The 25,524-nt window shown below is 63.0% G+C and carries 22 protein-coding genes; 19 read left to right on the top strand and 3 right to left on the bottom strand.

Annotation, left to right across the window (positions count from 1 at the left end; translation table 11 throughout):
• Nucleotides 1-1,533 carry a histidine ammonia-lyase gene (gene hutH / locus J9892_RS00840; protein ID WP_010672611.1) on the top strand — a complete coding sequence of 511 codons (1,533 nt, stop codon included), beginning with the start codon at nt 1-3 and terminating at the stop codon, nt 1,531-1,533.
• Between the two features lie 416 nt (nt 1,534-1,949).
• On the opposite strand, the gene J9892_RS00835 is transcribed toward hutH, so the two are convergent.
• Nucleotides 1,950-3,047 (bottom strand): calcium:proton antiporter, encoded by a 1,098-nt coding sequence (locus tag J9892_RS00835; RefSeq protein WP_210537888.1) that lies wholly within the window; start codon nt 3,045-3,047, stop codon nt 1,950-1,952.
• A gap of 151 nt (nt 3,048-3,198) precedes the next feature.
• Nucleotides 3,199-4,734, bottom strand: a complete 1,536-nt coding sequence (locus tag J9892_RS00830) for an EAL domain-containing protein (RefSeq protein WP_128296308.1) — start codon at nt 4,732-4,734, stop codon at nt 3,199-3,201.
• A gap of 513 nt (nt 4,735-5,247) precedes the next feature.
• Between J9892_RS00830 and J9892_RS00825 the strand changes: the two genes are divergently transcribed.
• Complete coding sequence (locus J9892_RS00825) at nt 5,248-7,167, top strand: EAL domain-containing protein (RefSeq protein ID WP_210537878.1); 1,920 nt, start codon at nt 5,248-5,250, stop codon at nt 7,165-7,167.
• On the opposite strand, the gene J9892_RS00820 is transcribed toward J9892_RS00825, so the two are convergent.
• Entirely contained in the window at nt 7,164-8,078 is a 915-nt protein-coding gene (locus J9892_RS00820; protein ID WP_210537876.1) for a pyridoxal-phosphate dependent enzyme, read from the bottom strand. The genes J9892_RS00825 and J9892_RS00820 overlap by 4 nt on opposite strands.
• A 120-nt stretch (nt 8,079-8,198) precedes the next feature.
• Here J9892_RS00820 and J9892_RS00815 point away from each other — a divergent pair, with 120 nt between their 5' ends.
• The 17 genes from J9892_RS00815 (at nt 8,199) to J9892_RS00735 (ending at nt 25,337) form a co-directional block, all read left to right on the top strand.
• Nucleotides 8,199-9,062, top strand: a complete 864-nt coding sequence (locus J9892_RS00815) for a hypothetical protein (protein ID WP_041214302.1) — start codon at nt 8,199-8,201, stop codon at nt 9,060-9,062.
• Nucleotides 9,062-9,655, top strand: a complete 594-nt coding sequence (locus J9892_RS00810) for a PilN domain-containing protein (RefSeq protein ID WP_210537874.1) — start codon at nt 9,062-9,064, stop codon at nt 9,653-9,655. The genes J9892_RS00815 and J9892_RS00810 overlap by 1 nt, the downstream gene beginning before the upstream one ends.
• Nucleotides 9,655-10,302, top strand: a complete 648-nt coding sequence (locus tag J9892_RS00805; RefSeq protein WP_210537872.1) for an MSHA biogenesis protein MshJ — start codon at nt 9,655-9,657, stop codon at nt 10,300-10,302. The genes J9892_RS00810 and J9892_RS00805 overlap by 1 nt, the downstream gene beginning before the upstream one ends.
• Nucleotides 10,303-10,357: 55 nt before the next feature.
• Entirely contained in the window at nt 10,358-10,660 is a 303-nt protein-coding gene (locus J9892_RS00800; RefSeq protein ID WP_029313533.1) for an MSHA biogenesis protein MshK, read from the top strand.
• Between the two features lie 70 nt (nt 10,661-10,730).
• The gene (mshL, locus tag J9892_RS00795) at nt 10,731-12,407 is read left to right on the top strand and encodes a pilus (MSHA type) biogenesis protein MshL (RefSeq protein ID WP_210537869.1); all 1,677 of its coding nucleotides are present in this window, start codon (nt 10,731-10,733) and stop codon (nt 12,405-12,407) included.
• A 151-nt stretch (nt 12,408-12,558) separates the two neighbouring features.
• Nucleotides 12,559-13,449 (top strand): AAA family ATPase, encoded by an 891-nt coding sequence (locus J9892_RS00790; RefSeq protein ID WP_102949025.1) that lies wholly within the window; start codon nt 12,559-12,561, stop codon nt 13,447-13,449.
• Complete coding sequence (locus J9892_RS00785) at nt 13,446-14,582, top strand: tetratricopeptide repeat protein (protein ID WP_102949026.1); 1,137 nt, start codon at nt 13,446-13,448, stop codon at nt 14,580-14,582. The genes J9892_RS00790 and J9892_RS00785 overlap by 4 nt, the downstream gene beginning before the upstream one ends.
• Before the next feature lie 73 nt (nt 14,583-14,655).
• Entirely contained in the window at nt 14,656-16,368 is a 1,713-nt protein-coding gene (mshE, locus tag J9892_RS00780) for an MSHA fimbrial ATPase MshE (RefSeq protein WP_210537867.1), read from the top strand.
• 3 nt (nt 16,369-16,371) lie between these two features.
• Nucleotides 16,372-17,592, top strand: a complete 1,221-nt coding sequence (locus J9892_RS00775) for a type II secretion system F family protein (RefSeq protein ID WP_210537864.1) — start codon at nt 16,372-16,374, stop codon at nt 17,590-17,592.
• Between the two features lie 100 nt (nt 17,593-17,692).
• Nucleotides 17,693-18,154, top strand: a complete 462-nt coding sequence (locus J9892_RS00770; protein ID WP_039040424.1) for a hypothetical protein — start codon at nt 17,693-17,695, stop codon at nt 18,152-18,154.
• Nucleotides 18,155-18,231: 77 nt separating this feature from the next.
• Nucleotides 18,232-18,891: a prepilin-type N-terminal cleavage/methylation domain-containing protein gene (locus tag J9892_RS00765; protein ID WP_202211750.1), complete on the top strand. Its 660-nt coding sequence runs from the start codon at nt 18,232-18,234 to the stop codon at nt 18,889-18,891.
• A gap of 18 nt (nt 18,892-18,909) precedes the next feature.
• A complete protein-coding gene (locus J9892_RS00760) occupies nt 18,910-19,356 on the top strand; it encodes a prepilin-type N-terminal cleavage/methylation domain-containing protein (RefSeq protein WP_210537855.1) in 447 nt (148 codons plus the stop codon).
• A gap of 59 nt (nt 19,357-19,415) precedes the next feature.
• Entirely contained in the window at nt 19,416-19,889 is a 474-nt protein-coding gene (locus tag J9892_RS00755) for a prepilin-type N-terminal cleavage/methylation domain-containing protein (RefSeq protein ID WP_202211752.1), read from the top strand.
• Nucleotides 19,876-20,451, top strand: a complete 576-nt coding sequence (locus tag J9892_RS00750) for a prepilin-type N-terminal cleavage/methylation domain-containing protein (RefSeq protein WP_134997121.1) — start codon at nt 19,876-19,878, stop codon at nt 20,449-20,451. The genes J9892_RS00755 and J9892_RS00750 overlap by 14 nt, the downstream gene beginning before the upstream one ends.
• Nucleotides 20,451-21,314 carry a type II secretion system protein gene (locus tag J9892_RS00745; RefSeq protein ID WP_113978235.1) on the top strand — a complete coding sequence of 288 codons (864 nt, stop codon included), beginning with the start codon at nt 20,451-20,453 and terminating at the stop codon, nt 21,312-21,314. The genes J9892_RS00750 and J9892_RS00745 overlap by 1 nt, the downstream gene beginning before the upstream one ends.
• Nucleotides 21,315-21,357: 43 nt before the next feature.
• Nucleotides 21,358-21,804 carry an MSHA biogenesis protein MshP gene (locus J9892_RS00740; protein WP_113978268.1) on the top strand — a complete coding sequence of 149 codons (447 nt, stop codon included), beginning with the start codon at nt 21,358-21,360 and terminating at the stop codon, nt 21,802-21,804.
• 107 nt (nt 21,805-21,911) lie between these two features.
• Entirely contained in the window at nt 21,912-25,337 is a 3,426-nt protein-coding gene (locus tag J9892_RS00735; RefSeq protein ID WP_210537853.1) for a DUF6701 domain-containing protein, read from the top strand.
• Nucleotides 25,338-25,524: the final 187 nt, after the last annotated feature.

Below are 25,524 nucleotides of genomic sequence, written 5' to 3'. Positions count from 1 at the left end.
ATGTTCGAACTCAATCTGCAACCGGGCAAACTCTGCCTCGCCACCCTGCGCCGTGTCAGCCGCGAGCCGGTACACGTCAGCCTGGATCCGGCTGCCCTAGCGGGGATCCACGCCTCCGCCGCCGTGGTCACCAAGGTGATCGAGCAAAACCGGGTGGTCTACGGCATCAACACCGGCTTTGGCCTGCTGGCCAACACCCGCATTCCGGTGGAGCAGCTGGACGAGCTGCAACGCTCCATTGTGCTCTCTCATGCGGCAGGGATTGGCGAGTACATGGATGACGCCACCGTGCGGTTGATGATGGTGCTCAAGGTCAACTCGCTCGCCCGTGGCTTCTCCGGCATCCGGCTGACGGTGCTCGAGGCCCTGATGACCCTTATCAACGCCGAGGTCTATCCCGTGGTGCCGAAGAAGGGCTCCGTCGGCGCTTCCGGCGATCTGGCGCCCCTGGCTCATATGAGCTGCCTGCTGATCGGTGAAGGCAAGGCCCGTCACAAGGGTGAGCTGATCGACGCCGCCACGGCCCTGAAGATTGCAGGACTGGAGCCCATCGCCCTGGCGCCGAAAGAGGGGCTGGCCCTGCTCAACGGCACCCAGGCGAGCACCGCCTTCGCGCTGGAAGGGCTGTTCCATGCCGAGGATCTCTACGCCGGCGCCATCACCATCGGTGCCATGAGCGTTGAAGCGGCGCTGGGCAGCCGCCGGCCGTTCGATGCCCGCATCCACGAGGTGCGCGGTCAGCGCGGCCAGATCGATGCGGCCGCCTGCTACCGCCACCTGCTGGTGGACGGCAGCGAGATCGGCATGTCCCACCACAACTGCGAGAAGGTGCAGGATCCTTACTCCCTGCGCTGTCAGCCTCAAGTGATGGGTGCCTGCCTGACCCAGATCCGTCAGGCCGCCGAGGTGCTGGTGTGCGAGGCGAACGCGGTCTCCGACAACCCCCTGGTGTTTGCCGAGGATGAGGAGATCATCTCCGGCGGCAACTTCCACGCAGAACCCGTGGCCTTTGCCGCCGACAACCTGGCCCTGGCCATCGCCGAGATCGGGTCGCTGTCCGAGCGGCGCATGGCGCTACTCATCGACTCGCGCATGTCCGGCCTGCCGGCCTTCCTGGTGAACAACGGCGGGGTGAACTCCGGTTTCATGATCGCCCAGGTCACTTCGGCGGCCCTGGCCTCCGAGAACAAGACCCTGGCCCACCCGGCCTCGGTGGACAGCCTGCCCACCTCGGCCAACCAGGAGGACCACGTCTCCATGGCCACCTTCGCCGGTCGCCGGCTGGCGGACATGGCCGAGAACACCCGTGGCATCCTGGCGGTGGAACTGCTGGCAGCGGCCCAGGGGCTCGACTTCCGCGCTCCCCTGCGCTCCACCGAGCTCATCGAGCTGGCCAAGGGCCGTCTGCGGGAAGAGGTCAGCTTCTATGACAAGGACAGGTACTTTGCACCGGACATCGAGGCGGCCGCCGCCCTGCTGGGCCGTGCCAGCTACAACGACCTGATCCCGGCCGGGACTCTGCCCAGCCTCTGACCCCGAGTCTGAGCAAACCATAAATAAGACCGCCCATGGGGCCAATGCTGTTCAGATAAGCACTTTTTTGACTGATTATTCATAAATTGGATTTGAGTTGAGGGGGCAAGGCTGTGTCCAGTCGATCTTCCTCCAGCCTTTATCCAGCGGGGCTTGCAATAGAAAGAGGGAGGCATCATGCCTCCCTCGATTTTTTGTCCTGATACTACGTGGACTGGAACTCAAATTCTCTTAAGTGAACAGCATTGCGCCCATGGGGCGGTCTTTTCATTTCTGGGCTTTGGGCGCCGCTCCTGTGCTTGGCCATCGGAAGCGCGCTGCGCAGAGTGGCAGCAGGCAGGTGGTGGCGGCCTTATCCGTGTTCAAACATCCGGAACAGATAAACCACGAACAGCACGGGGTGAGTGCTGGCAGCCTTATCCGTGTTCAAACATCAGGAACAGGTAAACGACAAACAGCACAAGATGGGTGGCGCCGTGCAGGGCGTGGGTGCGGCCGCTGCTGAAGGTCACTTTACAGACCATGAGGGTGGTGATGAGCAGCACCATGTCGGCAGGGGAGAGGCCCAGGCGCACTTCCTGCCCCATCAGGGAGCCGATGAAGAGCACGGAGGGTACAGTGAGGGCGATGGTGGCCAGCACGGAGCCGAAGTAGAGATTCATGGCCCGCTGCAACTGGTTGTTGAAGGCCGCCTTGATGGCGCCGACCGCTTCGGGGGCCAGTACGATACAGGCGACGATGAAACCACCCAGCGCGATCGGGGCTTCCATCACGTGCACCCCGTAGTTGATGGGGATGGCCAGGGTCTTGGCCAGCAGGATCACCACCACCAGGTAGGCGAGCAGCAAGAGGGTGTGATAGACGTTGCTCTGCAGCGGGCCGTGGTGATCCTCGAGATCCTCGTGATCGCTGTCGACGAAGAAGTGGCTGTGGCTGCGGGTCTGGATCAGCAGGAAGACACCATAGAGCAGGATGGAGATGATGATCAGCATCCATGACATGGCCTTGGAGAGGCTGCCCAGGGTGCCGCCCTGGGTGAAGTTCGGCAGGACCAGACAGAGCAGAGCCAGGGGAATGATGGCCACCAGATAGGATTTGACCCCGTCCAGATTGAAGTTCTGGGTGTGATAGCGCCAGCCGCCAAACAGCAGGGTGAAGCCCACCAGACCGTTGGTGACCAGCATCACCACCGCGAACATGGTGTCACGGGCCATGGTGGGATTGGGATCGCCGGTCAGCATGACGGAGGAGATCATCACCACTTCCAGGGAGATGACCGAGAGGGTCAGGATCAGGGTACCGAAGGGTTCCCCGAGCTTGATGGCGAGGGCGTCAGAGTGACGTACGACGGAGAAGATGGCCCAGGTCACGATGGCAAGCAGGGCCAGCGACACCGGCAGGTAGACCGCAAAGGGGGTTGTCTCTGCCAGCAGGTCGCTCCCCAGGGTTTTGAAGAAGAGCAGGGTCAGCAGACCGGCAGGCAGAGCAATCTCTTGTCGGATAAAAGACTTCATAGGCAGTGGTTCTCATCTCGGGGCGGCCTCGGCCGACGGGGTATGGAGCGACTTGGTGCACCCAGGGTGCACAGACCCATGATAAGGGGAGATGCTCCTCATGCGGAGCATCATTTTGTTGCAAAGGGTGAGAGGCGGGGCAGGTACCGCCTCAGTGCGGGTCGGAGGGGCTGGTTGTCTCGCCCTCTTGCCATGCCATCAGCCAGATCTTCAGTTTGCTCAGGGGCATGGGCTTGGCATAGACGTAGCCCTGGATCAGGTGGACTCCGTGGCGATGCAGATAATCCACCTGCTCCTGGGTTTCGACCCCTTCGGCGATCATCTCCATGCCCGATTTGAGGCCGAAGGCGATGGTGGCATCCAGCACGCTGCGCTTGAGGTCGTCCGTGCCTATGGTATCCACGAACATCTTGTCGATCTTGATCTGGCGAATGCCGAGCCGTTGCAGGTAGGCAAAGCCGCCATAGCCGGTGCCGAAGTCATCCAGCTTGAAGTGATAGCCCCTCTCCTGCAGAGCAGCGATCTCCGCCATGGCCCCCTGGATGTGCTTGATGGGATCCCGCTCGGTGAGTTCGAAGGTGAGGCGGGCCGGCGAGGGCCAGCCATGGCGCTGCAACTGGGTGCGCAGACGAGGCTGCTCGATATGGCCCGCCACCAGATTGACGCTGACCCACTGATGCGGGGCCAGGACGGGGAGATCCGCCAGGATGCGCTCCAGCAGTTGATCCGTCATCGGCAGGATCAGCCCCTGCTCTTCCGCATAGGCGATGAAGGTGCCTGGCGACACCAGATCCCGTCCTCGCTGCCAGCGCAGCAAGGCCTCGAATCCCACCACCCTTCGGTTTCTGCTGTCCACTATGGGCTGATAGAAGGGAATGAACTCCCGCCGAGCCAGCCCTCTTTGCAGCAATCCTTTGAGGGATCGCCGGTAGTTTCTAAGGCCCCAGTAGAGGGCCGCCAGCAGCGCCCCCAGCGCACCGGCCGACCAGAGGCCATCGCGGTGTATCTGTGAGCGGGCGTAGCGTTTCAGTGCCTCGCCAGCCCAGAGGGTCTGCTCCACCTGATGCTGGGGGTCGAAACTGAGCAGCCGCATCGGGTGTGGCTCTTCTCGAATGTGCTTGTTGCCACGGGGGAAAAAGAGCCCGGACTGGGTCGGGTGCTTGTGGTTGAACTCCAGGTAGAAACAGTCGTTGCAGGGGGTGCGCAGCAGCTCATGGCTCCAGCTGCTGTCGAGCACCCAATAGGCCAGATTGCCGTTGCGTCTCGCATAGACCAGGGTTTCGCGTTCGGTATCGAACATGGGGGCCGTGCTGGAAATATGAAAGTCGGGGGAGACCGGTATGCCGGCGTCGGCAAGCTGGGGCAGGGGGGGGCCCAGGGTGGAGCAGCCGCTCCCGTTGGCAAGCTGCAGGCCGGCCAGGCGAATATGGCGGTTGTAATACTGGGGTGAGCGCAGCAGCGCCATGTCTTTGGGGCCGCAATCGAAGGCAAAGTGGGCGAGTTGAGCGGGGACATCGTGATCCAGGAGCTGGTTGCGCTCCTGCTGGTAGTCGAGCAGAGCCCTTTCCTTTGTCTGCAACAGGTGGTGAGCCAGCTTGTCGCTCAACAGGGGGGTGAGCAACAGCATCAGCAGCGGGGGCAAACAGAAGAGGCCCAGAGGAATCCATAACGGAGATCGTGCAGACATGGTGGGCACCCTTCTTCCTTGAAATGAAACAACCCGATTGAGACTCAAGCATCATAGCATTAGCTGCATCGATTTGAGCCAAGTTGGTCACACTTGGAACAAAAACGATAATTAATTGATAAATAAAGGATATGGCTACACACCTGAACAAGATTCAATCGCTGACCTGTCATAAATGACAATTGTCCAGCTTATCTGAAGTGGCTAAAGTAGCGATGCGGTTTGACTCACCGTGTGTTCAATACTCCTGTATCTATTTTTGTCAGTAGCACAGAGTGTTAGTTTTGATATGAGTGTTTCTTTTGGTCCCCGCTGTGGGACCATTTTTCTGTCCGCTCCTCAGCCTGTGTCCCCTCGTTCTCTCCCTTGATGCCTCTTTTGCGGCCCGCACAACGGCGCCGCATGACGCATCCGCCCGCTTATTTGCAGAAGCGGGATCTTCATCCATAGGCGGCGTTTGGTCTGGGCTGATACCATGATGCCCTATGGATGTTGTCGGCTACGGAAAGGCACATGAAACTGACCACTCAACTCGTCTCTTTTATTACGCTGTGCGTGATCTCGGCCATGGCCATGGTGATGCTCGGCGGGGTCTTCAGTTTCCGCCAGATGGGAATGGAGCTGCAGCAGAACCGGGTCGACTCCCTGGTGGAGATCATCGACAAGCAACTGGGGGTGACCGATGACCAGCAAGCCCTTGCCCGCTGGCTGCCCTCCCTGTTGCGGGCCTCCCATGTGGTGGAGCTGGAGATCCGTCAGGACAAGCAGCGGGTCTACTGGTTTCGCGATGTGCAGCAGCAGACGGACGAGAGCCTGCTGATCGCCTACAGCGAGGCGATCCCCAATCAGGCCGGGATGCGGGCCGAGTTCAAGCTGGACAGGCCGTTCAAGGAGTTCGAGTACTCCATGAAGGCGATGTTCGGCATCTCTCTGGGTATCTTCATCGTGGTGTTCGGGCTCTGGTACTCCATCCGCTGGCTGCGTCAGCAGTTGCGCGGTGCCGAGCTGCTGGCGGAGCGTGCCCAGCTGATCCTGGATGGCAAGCTGACCAAGCTGGCCCATGACCCTGCCGAGGAGTGGCCTGTTTCGGCCAGTCAGGCCCTCACCCATCTGCTGACCGAGCTGGCCGACGCCCGCAAGGAGCGCAGCCGCTTCGACAACTTCATCCGCAGCAACGCCTTCGTCGACAAGACGACGGGCATCGGCAACCGCCTCTTCTTCGACAATCGGCTGGAGAGCGCCATCATGGAGGCAAGCGTGATCAGCGGCGGCGTGCTGCTGATCGAGCTGGCCGGTCTGGAGGAGCTGGATCCCGAGCTGAGCGGGCGCCCGAGCCAGGAACTCCTGATGGAGGCGAGCGCCACCATCGCCGCCTTCGTGCGAAAGCACAGCGGAGCCCTGCAGGCGCGCTATGCCGGTCAGGTCTTTGCCGTGCTGCTGCCGAACATGTCAGAGAGCGAGATGGTGGACGGCGCCAGCCAGTTGCTCAAGAGTCTGCAGCGGCTGCACTGGCCCGAAGCGGTCAATGCCGACACCGCCGTCTATCTCGGTGCGGTCTGCTATCAGGCACAGGATTCCCTGCTCAAGGTGCAGGAAGAGGCGGAGCTGGCGCTCAAGAGCGCGCGCCTGCAAGGACACAGTGGCTGGTTCCTGTTCGAGAAATCCCTCAACGAGGAGGCGAGCAGCAAGGGAACGGTGCGCTGGCGCACCCTGATCAGCCGTCGCATCGAGGAGCAGGGTATCGACTTCTACGTCCAGCCTGTGCAGCAGGAGCGGGATCAGGTGGTGTTGCAGCAGGAGCTGCTCATCCGCCTTCACGACGAGCAGGGCCGGGAGCTGCAGGCGGGGGTCTTCATGCCCATGGCGGAGAAGGCCGGTCTGCTGCTGCCGCTGGACAGGCTGGTGGTGGCCCGAGCCTTGCGACTGCTGCGCCAGCGACCGGCATCGAGCTGCCCTATCAGCCTCTCTCTGTGCGCCCAGAACCTGCTCACCCGCGAGTTCCAGCGCGAGCTCTTCTTCGAGCTGTTCCAGTTGCCGCGCAGTACCAACGAGGGGTTGATCCTGCAGTTGTCGGAGTCCCAGGTGACCCGCCACTACGAGGCCCTCAAGCGGCCGCTTCGGGCGATGCGCATGCTGGGGTGCAGGCTGGCCATCGATCATGCGGGCCAGGACGTGGTAAGCACCCAGTACATCAAGGAGTTCGAGATCCACTTCCTCAAGCTGCACCCCAGCCTGGTGCGGGAGATCCACCTGCGCCAGGTCAACCAGATGGCGGTACGCAGTCTGGTGGGAGGCTGTGCCAATACCCAGGCCCGGGTCATCGCGGTGGGGGTGGAGAGTGGCGACGAGTGGAAGATGCTGCGACACCTGGGCGTGCATGCCGGTCAAGGTCCCTGGTTTGCCGACCCCGAACCCCTCAACCAGCCTGACTAGCATCCCGGCCGGGGTGACAGGCGGCCCTGCTCCTCAAGGCCCGCCAGCCCCTGCAAGCCACCGGTGTGGATGAAGATGATCTTGCTGCCGCGCGCAATGCGGCCTGCCGCCAGTTCGCGAAACAGCCCCCACATCGCCTTGCCACTGTAGATGGGTTCCAGCGGCAAGCCGGTTTCGGCACTGAATGCCTGCACCCATTGCCAGAGTGCCGGACTGAACCTGGCATAGCCGCCGTCGTGGTGATCCAGCGCAATGCGCCAGCCCGGGGTGGTGGCCGCCGCCGGATGCAACCGGCATACCTCGCCGGTGATGAAGTCGGCCCCCTTGAGCACCGCGATGGCCAGGATCTGCTCCTGCCCCCGCTTGCCCGCGATGAGTCCCGCCAGGGTGCCGCCGCTGGCGCAGGGCAGCACCCAGAGATCCGGCGAGAAGGGCACCTCGTCGACCAGCTCGGCCACCCCGGGGATGGCCAGCGGGCTGCTGCCTCCTTCCGGTACCAGCAGGGTGTCGTCATCCTCGAACCGGGCAAGCCATTCGGGATCCTGGCGCCGGCGATAGTCCTGGCGGTCGACAAAAACGAGATCCATGCCCCAGCCTTTGGCCGCTTTCAGGGTGGGATTGCTGACGGTATCCCCTTCACCGCGTATGATGCCCGTGGTGCGCAGTCCCAGTCTGAGTCCTGCTGCGGCCAGGGCGTGGATGTGATTGGAGTAGGCGCCGCCAAAGGAGAGGATGTGGCCTTTGCCCAGCATCTGTGCCTGTTGCAGATGGTATTTGAGCTTTCGCCACTTGTTGCCGGAGAGGGTCGGGTGGATCAGATCGTCCCGCTTGCACCAGAGCGTGACGTCATGGGCTGCCAGCAGAGGATGCCGGATCCGGTGCAGGGGGGAGGGGAGCTGAAGGGGCGCCATGGGATCGTATCCCGTGGGTGCCAGCGTGGCCGTCGATGCGTTGTTTGTCATAAAGTTGGAGGCTGATAGCCTGTTTATGTTAAGGTTTAGTCCGTTTTACGCGGCCAGGTGAAGATCCAGATGAAGTCACTGTTCAGGCGTTCTCCCTCCAGCCATCAGGTCGGGATCCTGCTGGCCAGCGATCGCATTCTGCTGGCCTGCGTGGACCCCGTTCCCGTGTTTGCCAGCCAGCCTGTCAACGGCCCCCACGACTGGTCCAAGGCCCTGGCCGAGCTGTTTTCCCGGCACGGTCTGGCCAAGTCTAAGGTGCGGGTGGCCCTCGCGGCCAGCCTTTATCAGCAGATCCAGATCGACAAGCCCGCCGTCCCCGATGCCGAGATGGCGGGGGCCCTGCCCTGGGCCATCAAGGATTTCGTCAACGAGCCGGTGTTGCAGCTCGCCATGGATTATGTGGATCTGCCGACGCCCCCTGCCGGGCGTCCGCGCATCAACGTTGTCTGCATGCCCAAGAGCCGGGTGCAGCAGGTGGCGGATGCGGTCAACGGCGCGGCGACCCTGGAGGCCATCGTCAGTGACGAACTGGCCATGACGGCCCTCTACGAGGCGGACCAGATGGTGCGCATGCTGCTCTGGCAACCGCGGGGGCAGGAGCTGCAACTGCTGGTCTTCCATCGGGGCGGACTCTGTTTCTCCCGCCAGTTGCGCGGATTTGCGAGCCTCACCGGCAGCCATGAGCCAGATGCCGACCAGCTCGACGCGCTGGCGCTGGAGATCCAGCGATCCATCGATTATCTGGCCGGCCATCTCAAGTTGCCCGAGCCCGGCCAGTTGCAACTGGCCATCGCCTCCTCCGCCATGGGGGTACTGGTGCGTCACCTGGAACAGACATTCGGTTTCCCGGTGTCGGCCATGGCAAACAAGGCGGTACTGGCAGGAGTCGAATACCTCAGTGCCTATGGCGCGGCCCTGGGCAGGAGCGACTGATGAAACACCATATCAACCTCTATGGCGCCGAATTCCGGCCAAGACGTCTGTGGGCCAGCCTGCCCCAGATGGCGTTGGTCTGGGGCGGCGTCCTGGTGCTGCTGCTGGGGGCCACCCTCTTCTATGGCTGGCAACAGCAGGGCCTCGATCGTGAATTGGCTGGCGTGCGGGCACAGCTCGAGGTGCAGCGCGGCGAGGCCAGGCGTCTCGATGCGGAGCTGGCGCGCCATCTGGCGAATGCAGACTTGCAGCGGCAACTGGCCGACAAGCGGGAAGAGCTGGGGGCCAAACAGGCGCTGATGCAGCAGCTTGGCCACCTCTCCCTGCAAAAATCCCAGGGCTATGCGGGGGTGATGGAAGACCTTGCCCGCCTGCGGGATCCCCGCCTCTCCCTGCAACGGATCGAGATAAGCGACGGGCGCATCAACCTCGCGGGCGTGGCCGAACGCAGTCAGGGCGTGCCCGCCTGGGTGAACCGCTTCAAGCAGACCCCCTCCCTGGCGGGCAAGCAGTTTGGTGAGCTCACCCTGAGTCGGGACAAGGAGGGCCAGCTTGCCTTCCAGCTCAGTGGCATAGCGCGGGAGACTCCCTGATGGACATGAAGGCACAATGGCAGGGATGGGCGCAGCAGATCGCTGCCCTCAGCCTGCGCGAGCGGATCCTCATTCTGTTGACCGGGGTCGTGCTGCTCGGGGCCATGGGCATCTATGGCTGGCTGGATGACGCCGACACCCGGCTGGGCCAGGATCGGCAGGCCCTGGCTGCGGTGCATCGGGATCTGGAGATCCTGACCCTGGAAAACCAGGGCAAGCAGGCCAGGCTGGGGCGGGATCCCGATGCCCAGGTACGCGAGCAGCTCGCCGGCGTCGAGACGTCCCTGCGCCAGATGGATGCCGAGCTGCTGGCTCAGACGGTGGATCTGATCCCCGCCCACGAAATGCCCGCGGTGCTGGAGGCCCTGTTGTCCCGCTCCGCCAACCTGCATATGCTGGCGCTCACCTCCCTCAAGCCCGAGCCGCTGATGGCCGGGGAGCAGAAGGTGAACCTGTTCAGGCACGGCATCCGGCTTCAGCTGGAGGGCGGCTATTTCGATGTCTACCAGTACCTGAAAGCGCTCGAAGCCCTGCCTCGGCACTTCTACTGGAAGGGCTTTGACTACCGGGTGGTCGAGCATCCCAAGGCGGCGGTAGCGATGGAGATCTACACCCTCAGCACCAGCAAGGAGTTCATCCGTGGTTAAGCGGCATGTCGGCGGGACGGGATCCCGCATTTTTGCCTTCCCATCCTGGCGCTGGCTGGCCCTGTGGGGGAGCCTGCTCGCGCTGCAGGCCCAGGCCGAGGTGCTGCAGGATCCCACCATGCCCCTGGCGGGATCCGGCTCGGCGGCGAGTGTCGCCAAGGAGGCCGGTCTGCCCAGGTTGCAGAGCGTCATCCTGGGGAGCGGGCCCGCCCTGGCGGTGCTCGACGGTCAAAGCTACCGGGTCGGCCAGCAGGTCAACGGATTCCGGCTGGTGGGGATCAGCGCCGACAGCGTGGTGCTGGAAAAAGCGGGCAAACGCCAGACACTGACCCTGTTTGGCAGCAAGATCCGGATGTGAAGTGGGTGTCGCACGGGATGGTGCGGGCCAGGTTTGTCGAGTTTCATAGCGAGTCAGGTGCACGAATAACATGAAAAAACACCCTTTTTGTCTGCTTCCCCTCGCGCTGGCGGTGGCGGGTTGCACTACCTATCGTCACCCCGAGCCGGTACAGGCCAAAGATGCACTCAAGCAGGCGATGAGCGAGCAGAGCCCGACCGCCCCCCTGACTTCCCTGCCGCCCTCGGTGCAGAGCGAGCTGTTGCAGCTCAATCGTCCCCAGCAGCCGATGACCATTCCCGAGAAGCGGATGCGCATCGCGGCCCATGACGTGGACGCGGTGGAGTTCTTCGGCTCCCTGTTCAAGGGCTCCCGCTACAGCGTGGCGGTCCATCCCGGTGTGGCGGGCGCCATTTCGGTAGAGCTCAAGGATGTGACCCTGCAGGAGGCGCTGGCGACCGTCGGCGACATGTACGGCTTCGACGTACAGCGCAAGGGCAACGTGTTCCACGTCTATCCCGCCGGTCTGCGTACCGAGACCATTCCGGTCAACTACCTGATGATGGCCCGGCGCGGTCTTTCCCGTACCTCGGTGAGCACAGGCGGGGTGACGGCCAACGACAACAACAATGGCAATAACAACAACTTCGACAACGGCCTGAACAACAGCGGCAACAACAACAGCCAGGGCAACACCGCCAGCGGTGACAACAACACCAACAGCAACGGCACCCGCATCGAGACGGACAGCAACAACGACTACTGGACCGATCTGCGGGATGCTCTGCAGACCCTGATCGGCACAGGGGAAGGGCGGGCCGTCATCACCAGTCCCCAGGCGGGCCTGGTCACGGTGCGTGCCTATCCCAAGGAGCTCAAGGCGGTGCGCGAGTTCCTGGACCAGTCCGGCGAACACCTCAAGCGCCAGGTGGTGCTGGAGGCGCGGATCCTGGAAGTGTCCCTCAACGAGGGTTACGAGCAGGGGGTGGACTGGAGCGGTCTCTCCGCAAGCTGGGACGGCGGCAAGGGCATCACGGGGGGCGGCTCCCTCATGGACAGCCCCATCGCTTCGACCCCCAACCAGATCTTCCGGGCTCTGGGGGGCGGCGCCGGTTTCACCATCTCCGATGGCAACTTCAACGTCGCGGTCAGCCTGCTCAAGACCCAGGGGGACGTGAACACCCTCTCCAGCCCGCGCGTGACGGCCACCAACAACCAGAAAGCGGTGATCAAGGTGGGGACGGACGAATACTTCGTCACCAACGCCTCGACCACCACCACCACCTCGGGGACTTCGGCCCCCATCGTCACCCCGAACGTGGAGCTGACCCCCTTCTTCTCGGGGATAGCCCTGGACGTGACGCCCCAGATCGACGAGCAGGGCAAGGTATTGCTGCATATCCACCCCTCCGTCATCGACACCGAGGAGCAGAGCAAGACCATCAGCGTCGGCACCGCCGATCCCCTGGTGTTGCCGCTGGCCAAGAGCTCCATCCGCGAGTCCGATACCGTGGTGCAGGCCAACAATGGGGACATCATCGTCATCGGTGGTCTGATGAAGACCGACAGGCAGGAGATTGTCAGCAAGGTGCCCCTGCTGGGTGACATCCCCTGGGTCGGCGAGGCCTTCACCAACCGCCGGGAGAGCAACCGCAAGGTGGAGCTGGTGATCCTGCTCAAGCCCACCGTGGTGGAAAAAGACACCTGGCAGAAAGAGCTGCAACGCTCCTCCGAGCTGCTCGACAAATGGTATCCCCCCAAGGGCTGATCCGGGATGACACGCCTGTTGAGCACTCCTTCTCCCATGTGGCGGCGCCTCCCGGCTGTCGCCAGTCTGCCCTGCCCGACGGCGGAGGCGCCATGTCGCTGATCCGGGGCTGTCTGCGGCTACGCGCCCTGGACTCTGGCCGGGAGGGTGCATGTATCTGAGTCACTTCGGACTGCGGGAGGCCCCCTTCGGCCTGACCCCGAACACCGGTTTCTATTACGGCCTGCCCCCCCACGAGGAGGCCATGCAGGTGCTCAACTGGGCGCTTTCCCAGGGGGAGGGGTTCATCAAGGTGACCGGCGAGGTCGGCACCGGCAAGACCCTGCTCTGTCGCAAGCTGCTGAGCGAGCTCGGCTCCGAGGCCTGCCCGGTGCGCCTGGCCTGGCTGCCCAACCCCCATCTCACTCCGGGGGAGCTGCGCACGGCCCTGGCCCTGGAGCTGGGGTTGACGCTGGCGGGGGAGAGCGAGCTGGATCTCACGGATCGCATTCACCGCCATCTGATCTCCCTGCATCGGCAGGGGAGCCGGGTGGTGGTGCTGATCGACGAGGCGCAAGCCCTGCCGGACGAGACCCTGGAGGCGATCCGGCTGTTTGGCAACCTGGAAACCGAATCCAGCAAGCTGCTGCAAATCGTGCTGTTCGGCCAGCCCGAGCTGGATGCCAGGCTCGGGCAGCCCCGTCTTCGCCAGTTGCGCCAGCGCATCGGTTTTTCCTACCGCCTGCGGCCGCTGCGGCTCGACGAGACCCGGGCCTATCTGGAGTACCGGCTGCAGGTGTCCGGCTATCGCGGGGCCGCCCTGTTCGATGGCTTCGCCCTGCGCAGGCTGTGGCGCGCATCCCGCGGCATTCCCCGCCTCATCAACATACTGGCGCAGAAGTGCCTGATGCTGGCCTATGGTCGCGGTGTGCGGCGGATCGACAGCGCCCTGGTACGGCTCGCCATCCGGGATACCGATGATGCCCGCCGTGGCCGTCTCACCCTCTGGTGGCCCCTGTTGTTGTTGCTGGGCACCGCCCTGGCGTATGGAGTCTGGTCATGAGCGTGATCAATCAGATGCTGAAAGATCTGGATAGGCGTCAGCAAGAGGCCGAGGGCGCCGCCGTCTATGTGGCGCCGGTGCGCCAGCAAGGCTGGTGGATGCTGGTGCTGACCCTGCTGTGTACCCTGGCCCTGGGGATCCTCGGCTGGCGCACCTGGATCTTCTGGCAGCAGAGCCAGCGAGCCTCCCTGCCAGCGGCGCAGGTCGAGGCCCCCCGCACCGCCCCTGCGGTGGCGCCATCCGCGCCCCTGGCGGTGGTGGCCACCACGCAGGCGGTCTCCTCTGCCGCGCCAGTGGCAAAGGTGCCCGCCGCCAGTGCCGAGTCGACCGCCGCGAGAGTGGCCCCCTCCGCAGCCGAGCAGGCTCCGGCCGATGAGGCCGTGCTCGCCGATGAGGGCAATCCGGAGGAAGCGCTGGGGGACGAGACGATCCCGAGCGACGAGGAGCTGCAGCCGGACCTCTATGCCGAGCTGGCCGCGGAGCAGAGCGCCGAAGAGGCGCCTGCACCCGCCGCGCCGCGCAAACCCGGGATCCTGAAGATCGAGACGGTGGAACTCTCCGACGCCGAGCTGGCCACCCTGGCCGAGCGCAAGGCGACCACGGCCATGGCCAAGGGACGGATGCAGGAGGCGCAGGATGGCTACTACGAAGTGCTGGCCCACGATCCCCACAACCAGGGGGCGCGGGAACAGCTGGCGGGCCTGCTCTATGGCGCCGGACGGCTGACCGAGGCCGCCCAGGTGCTGGAAGAGGGGCTGAGGCTGGATCCCGCGCAGGCGGACCTGCGTCTGCTGCTGGCCCGTGTGGCCATCAGCGGCGGGGATCGGCAAAAGGCGCTGGATTGGCTCACCGGCTATCAGCCCGATATTGCCAGCAATCTGGATTATTACGCCACCTGGGCCGGCCTTGCCCAGGAGCTGGGGCAGCCTGTCCAGGCGTCCGAGATGTACGTCAGGCTGTTGCGCCAGCAGCCAGATCAGGGGCGCTGGTGGCTGGGACTGGGGGTGGCGGAGGATGGTCAGGGACACCGTCAGCGGGCACTGGATGCCTATCGCAATGCCCAGTTGCACGGCAATCTGGGGGAGGCCTCCACCCAATGGCTCGAACAACGAATTGGCCAACTGACCCATTGATAGAACGGCAGTTCGATGAATCCATGCCATCGGAAAAGGTAGCGGGCGTGAAGCAACAGAGATCGGAGCAATAATGGCACAACCCAGACTGAAAATGCGCCTAGGCGACCTGCTGGTACAGGAACAGATCATCTCGGATGATCAGCTGCAGCTCGCCCTGCAGCAGCAGCGCCAGACCGGCCGCAAGCTGGGGACCACCCTCATCGATCTCGGCTTCATCAGCGAGGTGCAACTGCTGACCTTCCTCGCCCGTCAGCTGGATGTGCCCTTCTTCGATCTCAACAACCTCACCATCGACGTCTCGGCCGTGGCGCTGTTGCCCGAGGTGCAGGCGCGCCGCTACCGGGCGCTGGCCGTCAACCTGAGCGACGACAAGGTCACCGTGGTGATGTCGGATCCGGCGGATCTGAGCGCCCTCGACGCCATCGCTGCCCTGCTCAGCCCGCGGGAGCTGGTGCTGGCCGTGGCCCGTGAAGGCCAGCTGCTGGAGTATTTCGACCGCCTCTATCGCCGCACCCGGGAGATAGAGAACTTCGCGGTGCAACTGCACGAAGAGCACCAGGAGACCGGCTTCGAGCTGGGGGCCGGCAGCCTCAATGCCGCAACCGACGAGGGGGAGGCGACGGTGGCCAAGCTGCTGCGCTCCCTGTTCGAGGACGCGGTACAGGTGGGGGCCTCCGACATCCATATCGAACCGGACGAGAAGGTGCTGCGCATTCGCCAGCGTATCGACGGCGTGCTGCACGAGAACATCCTCAACGAGGTGCGCATCGCCCAGGCGCTGGTGCTGCGCCTCAAGCTGGTGGCCGGGCTCGACATCTCCGAGAAGCGTCTGCCCCAGGATGGCCGTTTCAACATGAAGGTGCGCGGCCGCGACGTGGATGTGCGGATGTCCACCATGCCGGTGCAGTATGGCGAGTCCGTGGTGATGCGGCTGCTGGATCAATCCTCCGGCATCTTGTCGCTCGCCGAGACCGGGATGCCCCCCGCCATCCTGACCCGCTTCCGTCGTCAGCTCAAACGCCCTCACGGCATGATCCTGGTGACGGGGCCGACCGGTAGCGGCAAGACCACGACGCTCTACGGTGCCCTCTCCGAGCTCAACCAGGCCAGCCACAAGATCATCACGGTGGAAGACCCGGTGGAGTACCGCCTGCCCCGCATCAGCCAGGTGCAGGTCAATCCCAAGATAGGGCTCACCTTCTCCCAGGTGCTGCGCTCCACCCTGCGCCAGGATCCGGACATCCTGCTGGTGGGGGAGATGCGGGACAACGAGACGGTGGAGATCGGCCTGCGCGGCGCCATCACGGGCCACCTGGTGCTGACCACCTTGCACACCAACGACGCCGTGACCAGCGCCCTGCGTCTCATCGACATGGGGGCGCCCGGCTATCTGGTGGCGAGCGCCCTGCGGGCCGTGGTGGCCCAGCGCCTGGTGCGGCGGGTGTGTGAACACTGCGCCTGCGAGACGGCGCCGGACGAGGGGCAGGCCACCTGGCTATCCGTGCTTTCCGGTGAAGCGCCGGGGCAGCATCGCTATCGCAAGGGGCGGGGTTGCCAGAGCTGCAACTTCACCGGCTACGCGGGCCGGATCGGGGTGTACGAGCTGCTGGAGCTGGATCAGGCCATGATGGATGCCCTGCGCCGCAACGACGCCGAGGGCTTCGCCCGGGCGGCGCGCGAACACGAACACTACCGGCCCCTGGCACTGACGGCGCTCGACTATGCCCGGGAGGGGATCACCTCGGTGGACGAGGTGCTCAGGTTGGCCGAGGATCTGGGCTAACTCATGGGATCCTTTGCGTACAAGGGACGCGACAGTCAGGGCCAGGCCGTGAGCGGCGTGGTGGAGGCCGCCAGCGAGCTGGCCGCCGCCGAGCAGCTGATGCGCCGCGGGGTGATGCCCACCGAGCTGAAGGCCGGCAAGGCCAGGTCTGCCAGCATCGACTGGTCGCTGCTGCTGGAAGGGAGCGTCAAGCTTGAGGAGCTGGTGGTCTTCAGCCGCCAGATGTATGCCCTGACCCGTGCAGGCATCCCTATCCTGCGCGCCATCGCGGGGCTGGAGGAGAGCGCCCACAGCAAGCCCCTCAAGCGGGCGCTTCACGCTCTGGGGGAGGATCTGGCCAACGGCCGGCCGCTGTCGAGCGCGATGCAGTCGCACCCGAAGGTGTTCAGCAGCCTCTTCGTGGCCATCATCCACGTGGGGGAGAACACGGGTCAGCTGGAGGAGGCCTTCCTGCAGCTCGCCAACTATTTCGATCTGGAGCTGGAGACCCGCAAGCGGATCAAGACCGCCATGCGCTACCCCACCTTCGTGCTGATGGCCATCGCCGTCGCCATGGTGATCCTCAACATCATGGTGATCCCCGTCTTTGCCGGGATGTTTGCCAAGTTCGGGGTGGAGCTGCCGCTCGCGACCCGGATCCTGCTGGCCACCTCCCATTTCTTCGTCAACTACTGGTGGTTGCTGCTGGCCCTCCTGGTAGGGTCCGTGGTCGGCTGGCGGCGCTGGGTCGCCACGGCCAAGGGCAGGCTGACCTGGCACAGATGGCAACTCAGGCTGCCCATCGTCGGCACCATCATAGAGCGCTCCCTGCTGGCCCGCTTCGCCCGCAGCTTCTCCATGATGCTCAAGGCCGGGGTGCCGCTCAACACGGCGCTGACCCTGGTGGCCGATGCGGTGGACAATGCCTGGATGGCGGGACAGATCCGCGACATGCGGGGCGGCATCGAGCGCGGCGAGAGCCTGCTGCGCACCGCCGGCGCCAGCGGCCTGTTCACCCCATTGGTGATGCAGATGATCGCGGTGGGGGAAGAGACCGGCCAGGTGGACGAGCTGCTGCACGAGGCGGCCGAATACTACGAGCGGGAGGTGGATTACGACCTCAAGAGCCTCACCGCCCGCATCGAACCCATCCTGATCGGCATAGTGGCCGTCATGGTGCTGGTGCTGGCGCTCGGCATCTTTACGCCCATGTGGGACATGATGCGGGCCGTGCGTGGTCAATAGACGGTATCTTCACTCCTCCTGGTGGGGGACATGATGAGAGCGGTGCGGGGGCAGTGATGAGCTGGGCTATTTTCACTGCCAAACAGGATGCGGGAGAGGTATGAGCAGACAGTCCGAGCAGGATGAGCGTTGGCTGGGAGGCTACAGGCGGTTGATCGCCTGCATCCTGCTGCTGGTCATCCTTGCCACCCTGGCCCTGAGCTATCGCAGCCACAGGGAAGCGGCGCTGGCGGTCAGCCTGACCCTGCTGGGGGAGCAGTTTGCCGAGCGGGTCCAGCGGCTGCACGGGCGCTGGCTCGATGAGCGGCGCCCCGCCGTGCTCCATGCAGAGGGGCGGGCCTGGCAGTTCGATGGGCGAGGCTGGCCGCTGGCGGTGTTGCCGCTACAGTCACCGTCCGAGAACTGCCGCGGGCTCTGGTCGGCCTTGCTCGGCCAGGAGGCGCTGTCGATGCCCACCCTGCAGGTGCTGGCCAGCCCGGATGGGGAGGGATGCGAATTTGGTTGGGAGGCTAACTGGTTGATCTATCGTTTCGCCGATGGTAGTTTGCTGAACAAATCTTGAACAGTATCGTTCTAGCGTCTCGGCGGCATGATTTTTTTCTGTTCACATGAAATAATGCGGAACATTACGGAGGCTGCATGGCAACAAAGAGAGTGATACCCGGCCAGGGGCCCGGTCAGATGGCCGGTTTTTCCCTGATTGAGCTGGTGATCGTCATCGTGATCCTGGGGATCCTGGCCGTCACCGCCTTGCCCCGTTTTCTCGACGTGACCGACGAGGCGAAGAAGGCCAGCGTGGAAGGGGTATCGGGCGGCTTCGCCACCGGGGTCTCTCTGGTGCGGGCCCAGTGGGAAGCCGAGGGGCGCGCCAGGCAGGATGGGCTCAACACCGTGCTCTATGACGGCTCGCGTTTCTATCTGACCACGCCGACCGACAGCCAGGTCAGCAATGGCGAGCTCTCTCCCGGGTATCCCATGGACACGGCGGCGAGCGGCGCTCCCGATGTGGACCCGGCCAACCTGACGGCCCCGCGCTGTCTCAATATCTGGGAGGGGCTGCTGCAGAACCCGCCCAAGGCGACTGCGAACTTCGACGAGGTGCGCGGTAGCGGCAATGACCTGAAGTTTTATGCCACGGTGAGCAACAACGGACTGGATTCGGTCTGCCGTTACTATCTGGTCAACAGCCTGAACAAGGGCAGCGATGGACGCTATCAGGATCCGCAAGGAAGCACGGATGAGTTCATGAGTTTCAGTTATCGCCCGGCCTCCGGCCAGGTCACCACCAATATCAATTGATACACAGAGGAAAACGTAATGAAAAAGCAAGCGGGTTTTACCCTGATCGAACTGGTCATCGTGATCATCATCCTGGGCATTCTGGCGGTCACCGCCGCGCCCAAGTTCCTGAATCTGCAGGATGATGCCAACAAGGCTGCGGCAGAAGGCGTAGCGGCGGCCGTGAAGAGCGGGGCCCAGCTGGTCTATAGCCGTGCGGTGATCGACGGTAAAGAGACGCTTGATGCAGCGGCTGGTAATACTGTCTCGATGGCTGACGGTACCGTTGCCATCAAATTTGGTTACCCCACAGCCGCTTCTGGTGGCATTAACAACGCGGTCTCTCTGGACGGTGGTTGGGAGATGGGTGCCAGCGCTGGTGTCTTCACCAACACCTCCCAGGCCAACAGCTGCACCGTTACCTACACCGAAGCAAGTGATAAGGGTAAGGTGTTCGATGTCGTGACCTCCTGCCCTGACCGGTAAGAAATAGAGTGTAAGGCGGGGCATTAGCCTCGCCATATTTTTTATATGGAAGAGGATGCATGCAGAAGGGATTTACGCTGATTGAACTGGTGATAGTGATCCTGTTGCTCGGGATTCTGGCCGCCTTTGCCGTGCCCAAGTGGCTGGGCAAAGGCGGCTTTGAAACCCATACCCTGCGCGATGAGCTGGTGGCCCGGTTGCGGCTGGTGCAGACCATGAACATGCAGGAAGGAGAGGCGCGTTGCACCCAGCTGGTACTGGAGCCGAGCGGCTTCGGTCATCTGACCCTGCTTGGCAGCTGTACCCCCAAGCCCATCTCCGGCTGGAGTGCGGACGAGCAGAGCCGGGGGCGAGTCATCACCGCCTCCGGCGGCCTCTCCCTGCCTCAAGGCAGCTTTTCTTTCGACAAGCGCAGCGGTCGTCCGCTCTCACCCTCAACCTGCATCAATGGCTGCAACCTGGTGGTGAGCAGCGGGCAGGAGAGCGCCCGGCTGCGCATCGAGCCGGAAGGTTATATCCATGCCCTCCCTTAAGGCCCGGCGCGGCTTCACCCTGATCGAGTTCGTGGTCGGCATTGTGCTGCTGGCCATCGCCCTGACCGGCGTCCTGGGGCTTCTCATCAATCAGGCACCCCAGGCGGTGGATCCGGTGCAGCAGGTACGGGCCGCCCAGCTGGCCCAGCGGATCTTAAGCGAGGTGCTGCAAAAATCCTTCGATGAGCACTCGGATCACAACGGCGGCCGTTTTCGCTGCGGCGAGACCGTCGGCACCCCTGCGGTGACCTATCCCCCCTGCACCGCCAGCGCCGACTACGGCCCGGAGGGGGGCGAGACCCGCCCCTATGCCTTCAACGACGTGGACGATTTCGACACCGGGGGTCACTGGGTGGACGCCAACCTGTTTACCCAGACGGATGCCGAGGGCGTCAGCGACCAGGAGTATCGCCACTATCAGATCAGGATCGCCGTCACCCCGGATACCCTGTTTGGCAGCACCGGGCCAGGGGCCGAGTCTATCGGCAAGCGCGTCGCCCTGACAGTGCGTCTGCCGGATGAGAGCGAGCTGGCGTTTGCCCTCTATCGGGGGAACTACTGATGGACCAGCCGCACTCCCGTGATGCCGCGTTCGATGACGCAGCTGTGACCACACCCCGTTACCGCGTCCGATCAGGCTTCGCTCATCGAGCCTGCGCCCAACCTGGGCGGGGGCGGGGCTTCACCCTGGTGGAACTGGTGATGGTGATCCTGCTGCTCGGGGTGATGGCGACCTTCTCCAGCCAGTTTATCGGCATCGGCACCCAGATCTACGGGGATGCCAGCCGCCGCGAGCAACTGATGAGCGATGCTCGCTTCGCCATGGAGCGGCTAAATCGGGAGTTGCGCGATGCGGTGCCCGGCTCGGTGCAAGTGGAGGCTTCTAATAGTGGGGGACAAGGCGCCTGCCTGCGCTTCTGGCCCATTGCCACCGTCAGCCGTTATCTGAGCCTCAATAAACCCGTTGCAGAAGGCCTCGAGCTAACGCTGGTGGCTTCATCCGCCAGTGAACTTCCTACTTATAAAGATTGGGCCGTTGTGTATCCCATCACAGGAGATGGAGGCTTAGAAACGGGATGCGTCTATGGCGACTGTGTGGCGGCTGTGAAGGTGCCGCCACCGAACGCAGTGAACGGGATAGGGACTGTAGTGGTGGATAGGGTATTTGATGGGGAATCTCCCGCCAAACGCATCTATTTTGCCAACCAGCAGGTGCGTTATTGCATTGACGCCCAAGGTGCCTTGATGCGGTACAGTGGATCCGCACCCGTCCTGATGGCAGAACATATTCGGCCCACCGAATCCTATTTCTATCGGGATCCCGCGGCCTTCAGCCCGAGCGAGGTGGGGCTGCGGCTAGTGTTTGAGCAGCGCGGCGAGAGCGTCAGCTTCAACCACAAGCTGGAGGTGCTCAATGTTCCTTAAGCCGCTCCCCACCAGTAGGCGGGCCCAGCGCGGCAGCGCCATCATGATAGCGCTCTTCGTCATCGTCATCATGGCCTTGCTGGCGGCGGCCATGGGCCGCTTTTTGGTGGACAGCGGCGAGAAGAATACGGTCGAGGTGCGTGGCGTGCGGGCCCTGATGGCGGCCCAGAGCGGACTGGAGATAGCGCTCTATCGGCTCTATCCCAATGGCAGTTGGAATGCCAGTGCGAGTGGCGGAAGCGAGCTGCGCTGTGTTGCCACTAACCCCCCTCCTACCCCAATTACCTTCCCCCCGGATCCAGGTCTGATTAACTGCCAGGCACGGTTGTTTTGCACAACTGTGGTCGTAAGTGCGGCCGGAACCACCCAGACCGGCTACCGGCTTCGCAGCGAAGGGCGTTGCGGCGATCAGGATCTGAACAGCCCGAACCCGGATTTTGCTGTTAGCCGAACAGTGGAAGCGGAAGCCTTTGATGGAGACATACCTTGAGACAGAAGCGTGCTGGTGACGGTTCACCCTTGAGTCTTCGGGAGTCTGCGACGGCCCGGGCTTGGGTCCGCGCTATCCTCTGCGGCCTGTTGGGGTTGTTTAGCGGTATGAGTGGCGCCTTTGATGCCATCAATACCAGCACCTATTTCCCGGCCGTGGTGCAGGGGCATCATGGGGTGGAGGCAGCGGCCTGTACTAACGTGCCCAATCCTCAGTTGAGCGAAGTTAATCAGCCAAAAATCAATGGTACCGGCGGCAACAAGCTGGCGTTTTGCTCCATCAGCGCTAACCAAAACAACACCAAGAACTGTGACGATGGCCAAGGGGGTTACAAGGTCTGCGCCGTCACGGGGCGGGATATTGCTGGGCTCAGCCTGACAGGGAACAATGCTTTCCCCACCAATGGCTCCACGACGGATCTCGCCTGTACCAACAACGGCAGCGCGGCGTTGAGCCAGAAGGACTACCGCACTGTCACCAGCAGTGGTTGTCAGCTGACGATGACCGCCCAGCCCGGTTACCAGGTCAAGAGCCTTACCATGAGCAATGGTGGCACCCTGACCCTGGGACCGGGAGATCACTTTTTCGAGACGCTTTCCCTCGATAGCACCACCATCAAGTTGCAGAGTGTGGATCAGGCGTTGACCCGGATCTTCGTCAAGAATACCCCTACCTTGCAAAACAATTTCTCGCTCAATGCGGGGGGCAAGCAGAACCTGATCTGGGTCAGCTACGGCGACTTCGCCATGCAGAGCGGCTCTTTTGTTGGTTACCTCTATGCGGGTGGCAAAGTGACCCTGAGCAACCAAGCGACCCTGACTGGCCGGATCACGTCTAGAGCATTGGAAGTCAGGGATAATAGCGTGATCAACAAGGGAGATGCAGTGCTCCCATCGTCCACCTGCAAAAACATCTTTACCGATCCCCCCTCTGGGGGGGTCATCATGACCCCTCCACCCGGCATACTGGAGCCGCCGCTCGGCGATCTCAGCTGCGAGGAGAAGAAGGGGGTGACCACCTGCACGGGGGCACCGAATAACAGCAACGTCTTTGCGCCTGGCGATCACGACTTCAATCGAGGCAGCTTCGGAAATGACGCTGCGCTGGTTACCACCGGCGTGACGGCACGGCTCTATTTCAACGAACTCACCTTGAACAATGCCCAGCTCAACGTGGGTGGTGCACCGGAAAACCTGCTGATCTATGTCAAGGGTTTGCTCAACGTGGTGGGCCAGGTCCGTATCAATGGCATCCTCTATGTAGCGGGCGACGTCAAGATGACCGATAATTCGGAGCTGAGGGGGGCAGTTGCCGCCGGCGGCAGCGTCGATCTGGGCGGCAGCAACAACTTCCAGTTTGTACAAGATGCGGTCGACAAAGTCGATTTTGGCGATATCACCTGCGGCGGCGGCTCGGGGGGAAGCCAGCTCGATCACTTCGAACTCTCCCATTCCGGTCAGGCCCTGACCTGCAACCCCGAGACTCTGACCATTCGGGCCTGCGCCAACGCCAGTTGCAGCCAACTGTTCACGGACCCGGTGAGCGCCATCCTGACCCCCCTCAAGAATGGCAGCAACGGCTGGATAGCCGGCAGCCAGGTGAGCTACAACGGCAACACCGCCACCGTCAATTTCAGCGGCGGCACGACCACCTTGCAGCTACGCAACAATCTGGCGACGGCCATCACAGTGGGAGTGAGCGGCTCGACGCCGTCCACCAAACCCCTGAGCACCACCCTGTGCCGCGCCGGCAGTGGTGCCCTGAGCGCCGCCGCCTGTACCTTGAGCTTTGCCGACAGCGGCTTCCTGTTCAATGTGCCGGATACCCTGGCCAACAGGCCCCAAGATGTAGTGATCAGTGCCGTCAAAAAGGACAATGCGACCCAGCAGTGTGTCCCCGGTTTTACCGGTGAGCGTTCGGTCGGCTTCTGGGGAACGTATGTCACCCCGAATGACAATTCTGCCGGGAGTCAGATGGCGATAGATGGCAAGACGATTTCGACTTATGCCGCCAATGTAGTCTCGCCAGCGGCGACAACCCTCAATTTGACCTTCGATGGTCAAGGCAAGGCGACGTTGAAGAGTGTTCGCTATCCGGATGCAGGCCAGATGCGGCTTAATGCCCGCCACGATGGCAGCGGTGATACCGCGGGACTGGTGATGACAGGGTCGGATCTCTTCGTCAGCCGCCCGGTCGGGCTCTGCATCACGCCTACCGAGGGGACCTGCGCGGCAGGGGATGCCAGTTGTCCGGTGTTCAAGAAGACCGGTGAGGCGTTCCAGCTGAATATCAAAGGGGTGGCTTGGCAAGCGGATGATGACAAGGACCTGTGCAGCGGCAACCTGGCGACCCCCAACTTCGCGCTGGCCAATATTGCGCTCGGCAGCGAGCTGGTGGCGCCCAAACCAGGGGAAGGGGCGGTGGTCGGCACGTCCAGCTACGACCACTCCAACCAGAAGGACAGCAACCTCAACTCCGTCGGCCAGTCGGTCAACGAGGTCGGGGTGTTCCGGATGACGGCGACGCCACCGACCTTGGGTTACTTTGGCTACACCATACCCGCCGCCAGCAGCGTGCCTGTGGGGCGTTTCATCCCGGTGGATTTCAATCTGGTGAGTGGCAACATAGTCCCCGCCTGCGAGGCGTTTTCCTATATGGGGCAACCCTTCCTGGCGGAGTTGCAGATCCAGGCCCGCAATCAGTTTGGCGAGACCACCCTGAACTACAGGGAGGCGTTTGCCAAGGGGGATGCCTACCTGAGCGCGGCCAACAACAAGGACGGGGTGTCGCTCTCCGCCCGGTTACGCAGCCTGGGGCCGCTGCCCTGGGTGGCAGGGGAGGCCGACTTCAACGGGCCGACCGAGTTTGCTCGTCGCTCCGATGGCAAGCCAGATGGCCCCTACCGGGCCCTGTCGTTTGGCCTTTATATGAAGGACAACGATGGTGAGCAGACCCTGATCGCCAATCCCGACTTCAACGACGGGCAGCCGGGGTCATGCAGTGGCGCTGGCTGCAATGCCAGGCTGATCGATGACGTGCCCATGGAGGCGTACTTCGGCCGGGTGCAGGCAGGTACCCGCCAAGGGGTGGCAACGGCCGGGCTGGCGGTGCCGCTGCAACTGCAATATCACGAGGCGGGCGCCTGGCATGCCATGGGAGCTGATCAATGTACCCGCCTTTCCCTGCAAGATGGGGGCATCGAGTTCACCGATGGCAGCCAGCGTTTCGATCAGGGAAGTGGCGATCTGATATTGGATGACAACACCCGGATCCGGCTCGGTCTTGGCCCGGTCGCCCCTGGCGCCATGGTGGTGAGCGCGAAGGATGGTGTCATCTCCATACAGTTCGCAGCCCCGGACAGGGCGGTGCGCATTCCGTTCAAGATCGATCTGAGCAAGCAACCGGAGTCAGAGCAGCAACCTGGACGGCGTCCGCTCTGGTTGTCTGACCCTGACAGTCTGGAGGGCATGGCCATTTTCGGCCGGGATCGGGGTAATGACAGAATTATTTATCGCCGCGAAGTGATGCCCTGACACCCGGGCTGACACGGGGAGATAGACGCATTGCTGTACAGTGGCGTCTTATCTCCTTGTTTCGTAGTGTTTGTCGGCCTGAGCGGGTGAGTGATGACTCGCATTTTTGTCGCGCCTGATTGATTGGCGACAGTTTGAGCGCTTGCCCATTGGGGTGGGCATTGGTAAAGTTAGCCGGTTTTCTGCA

This window comes from Aeromonas sp. Prich7-2 (assembly GCF_017939255.1).
GTDB lineage: Bacteria > Pseudomonadota > Gammaproteobacteria > Enterobacterales > Aeromonadaceae > Aeromonas > Aeromonas caviae.
Note: the sequence above shows the minus strand (reverse complement) of the source record. Positions and strands in the feature narration are given on the sequence as shown.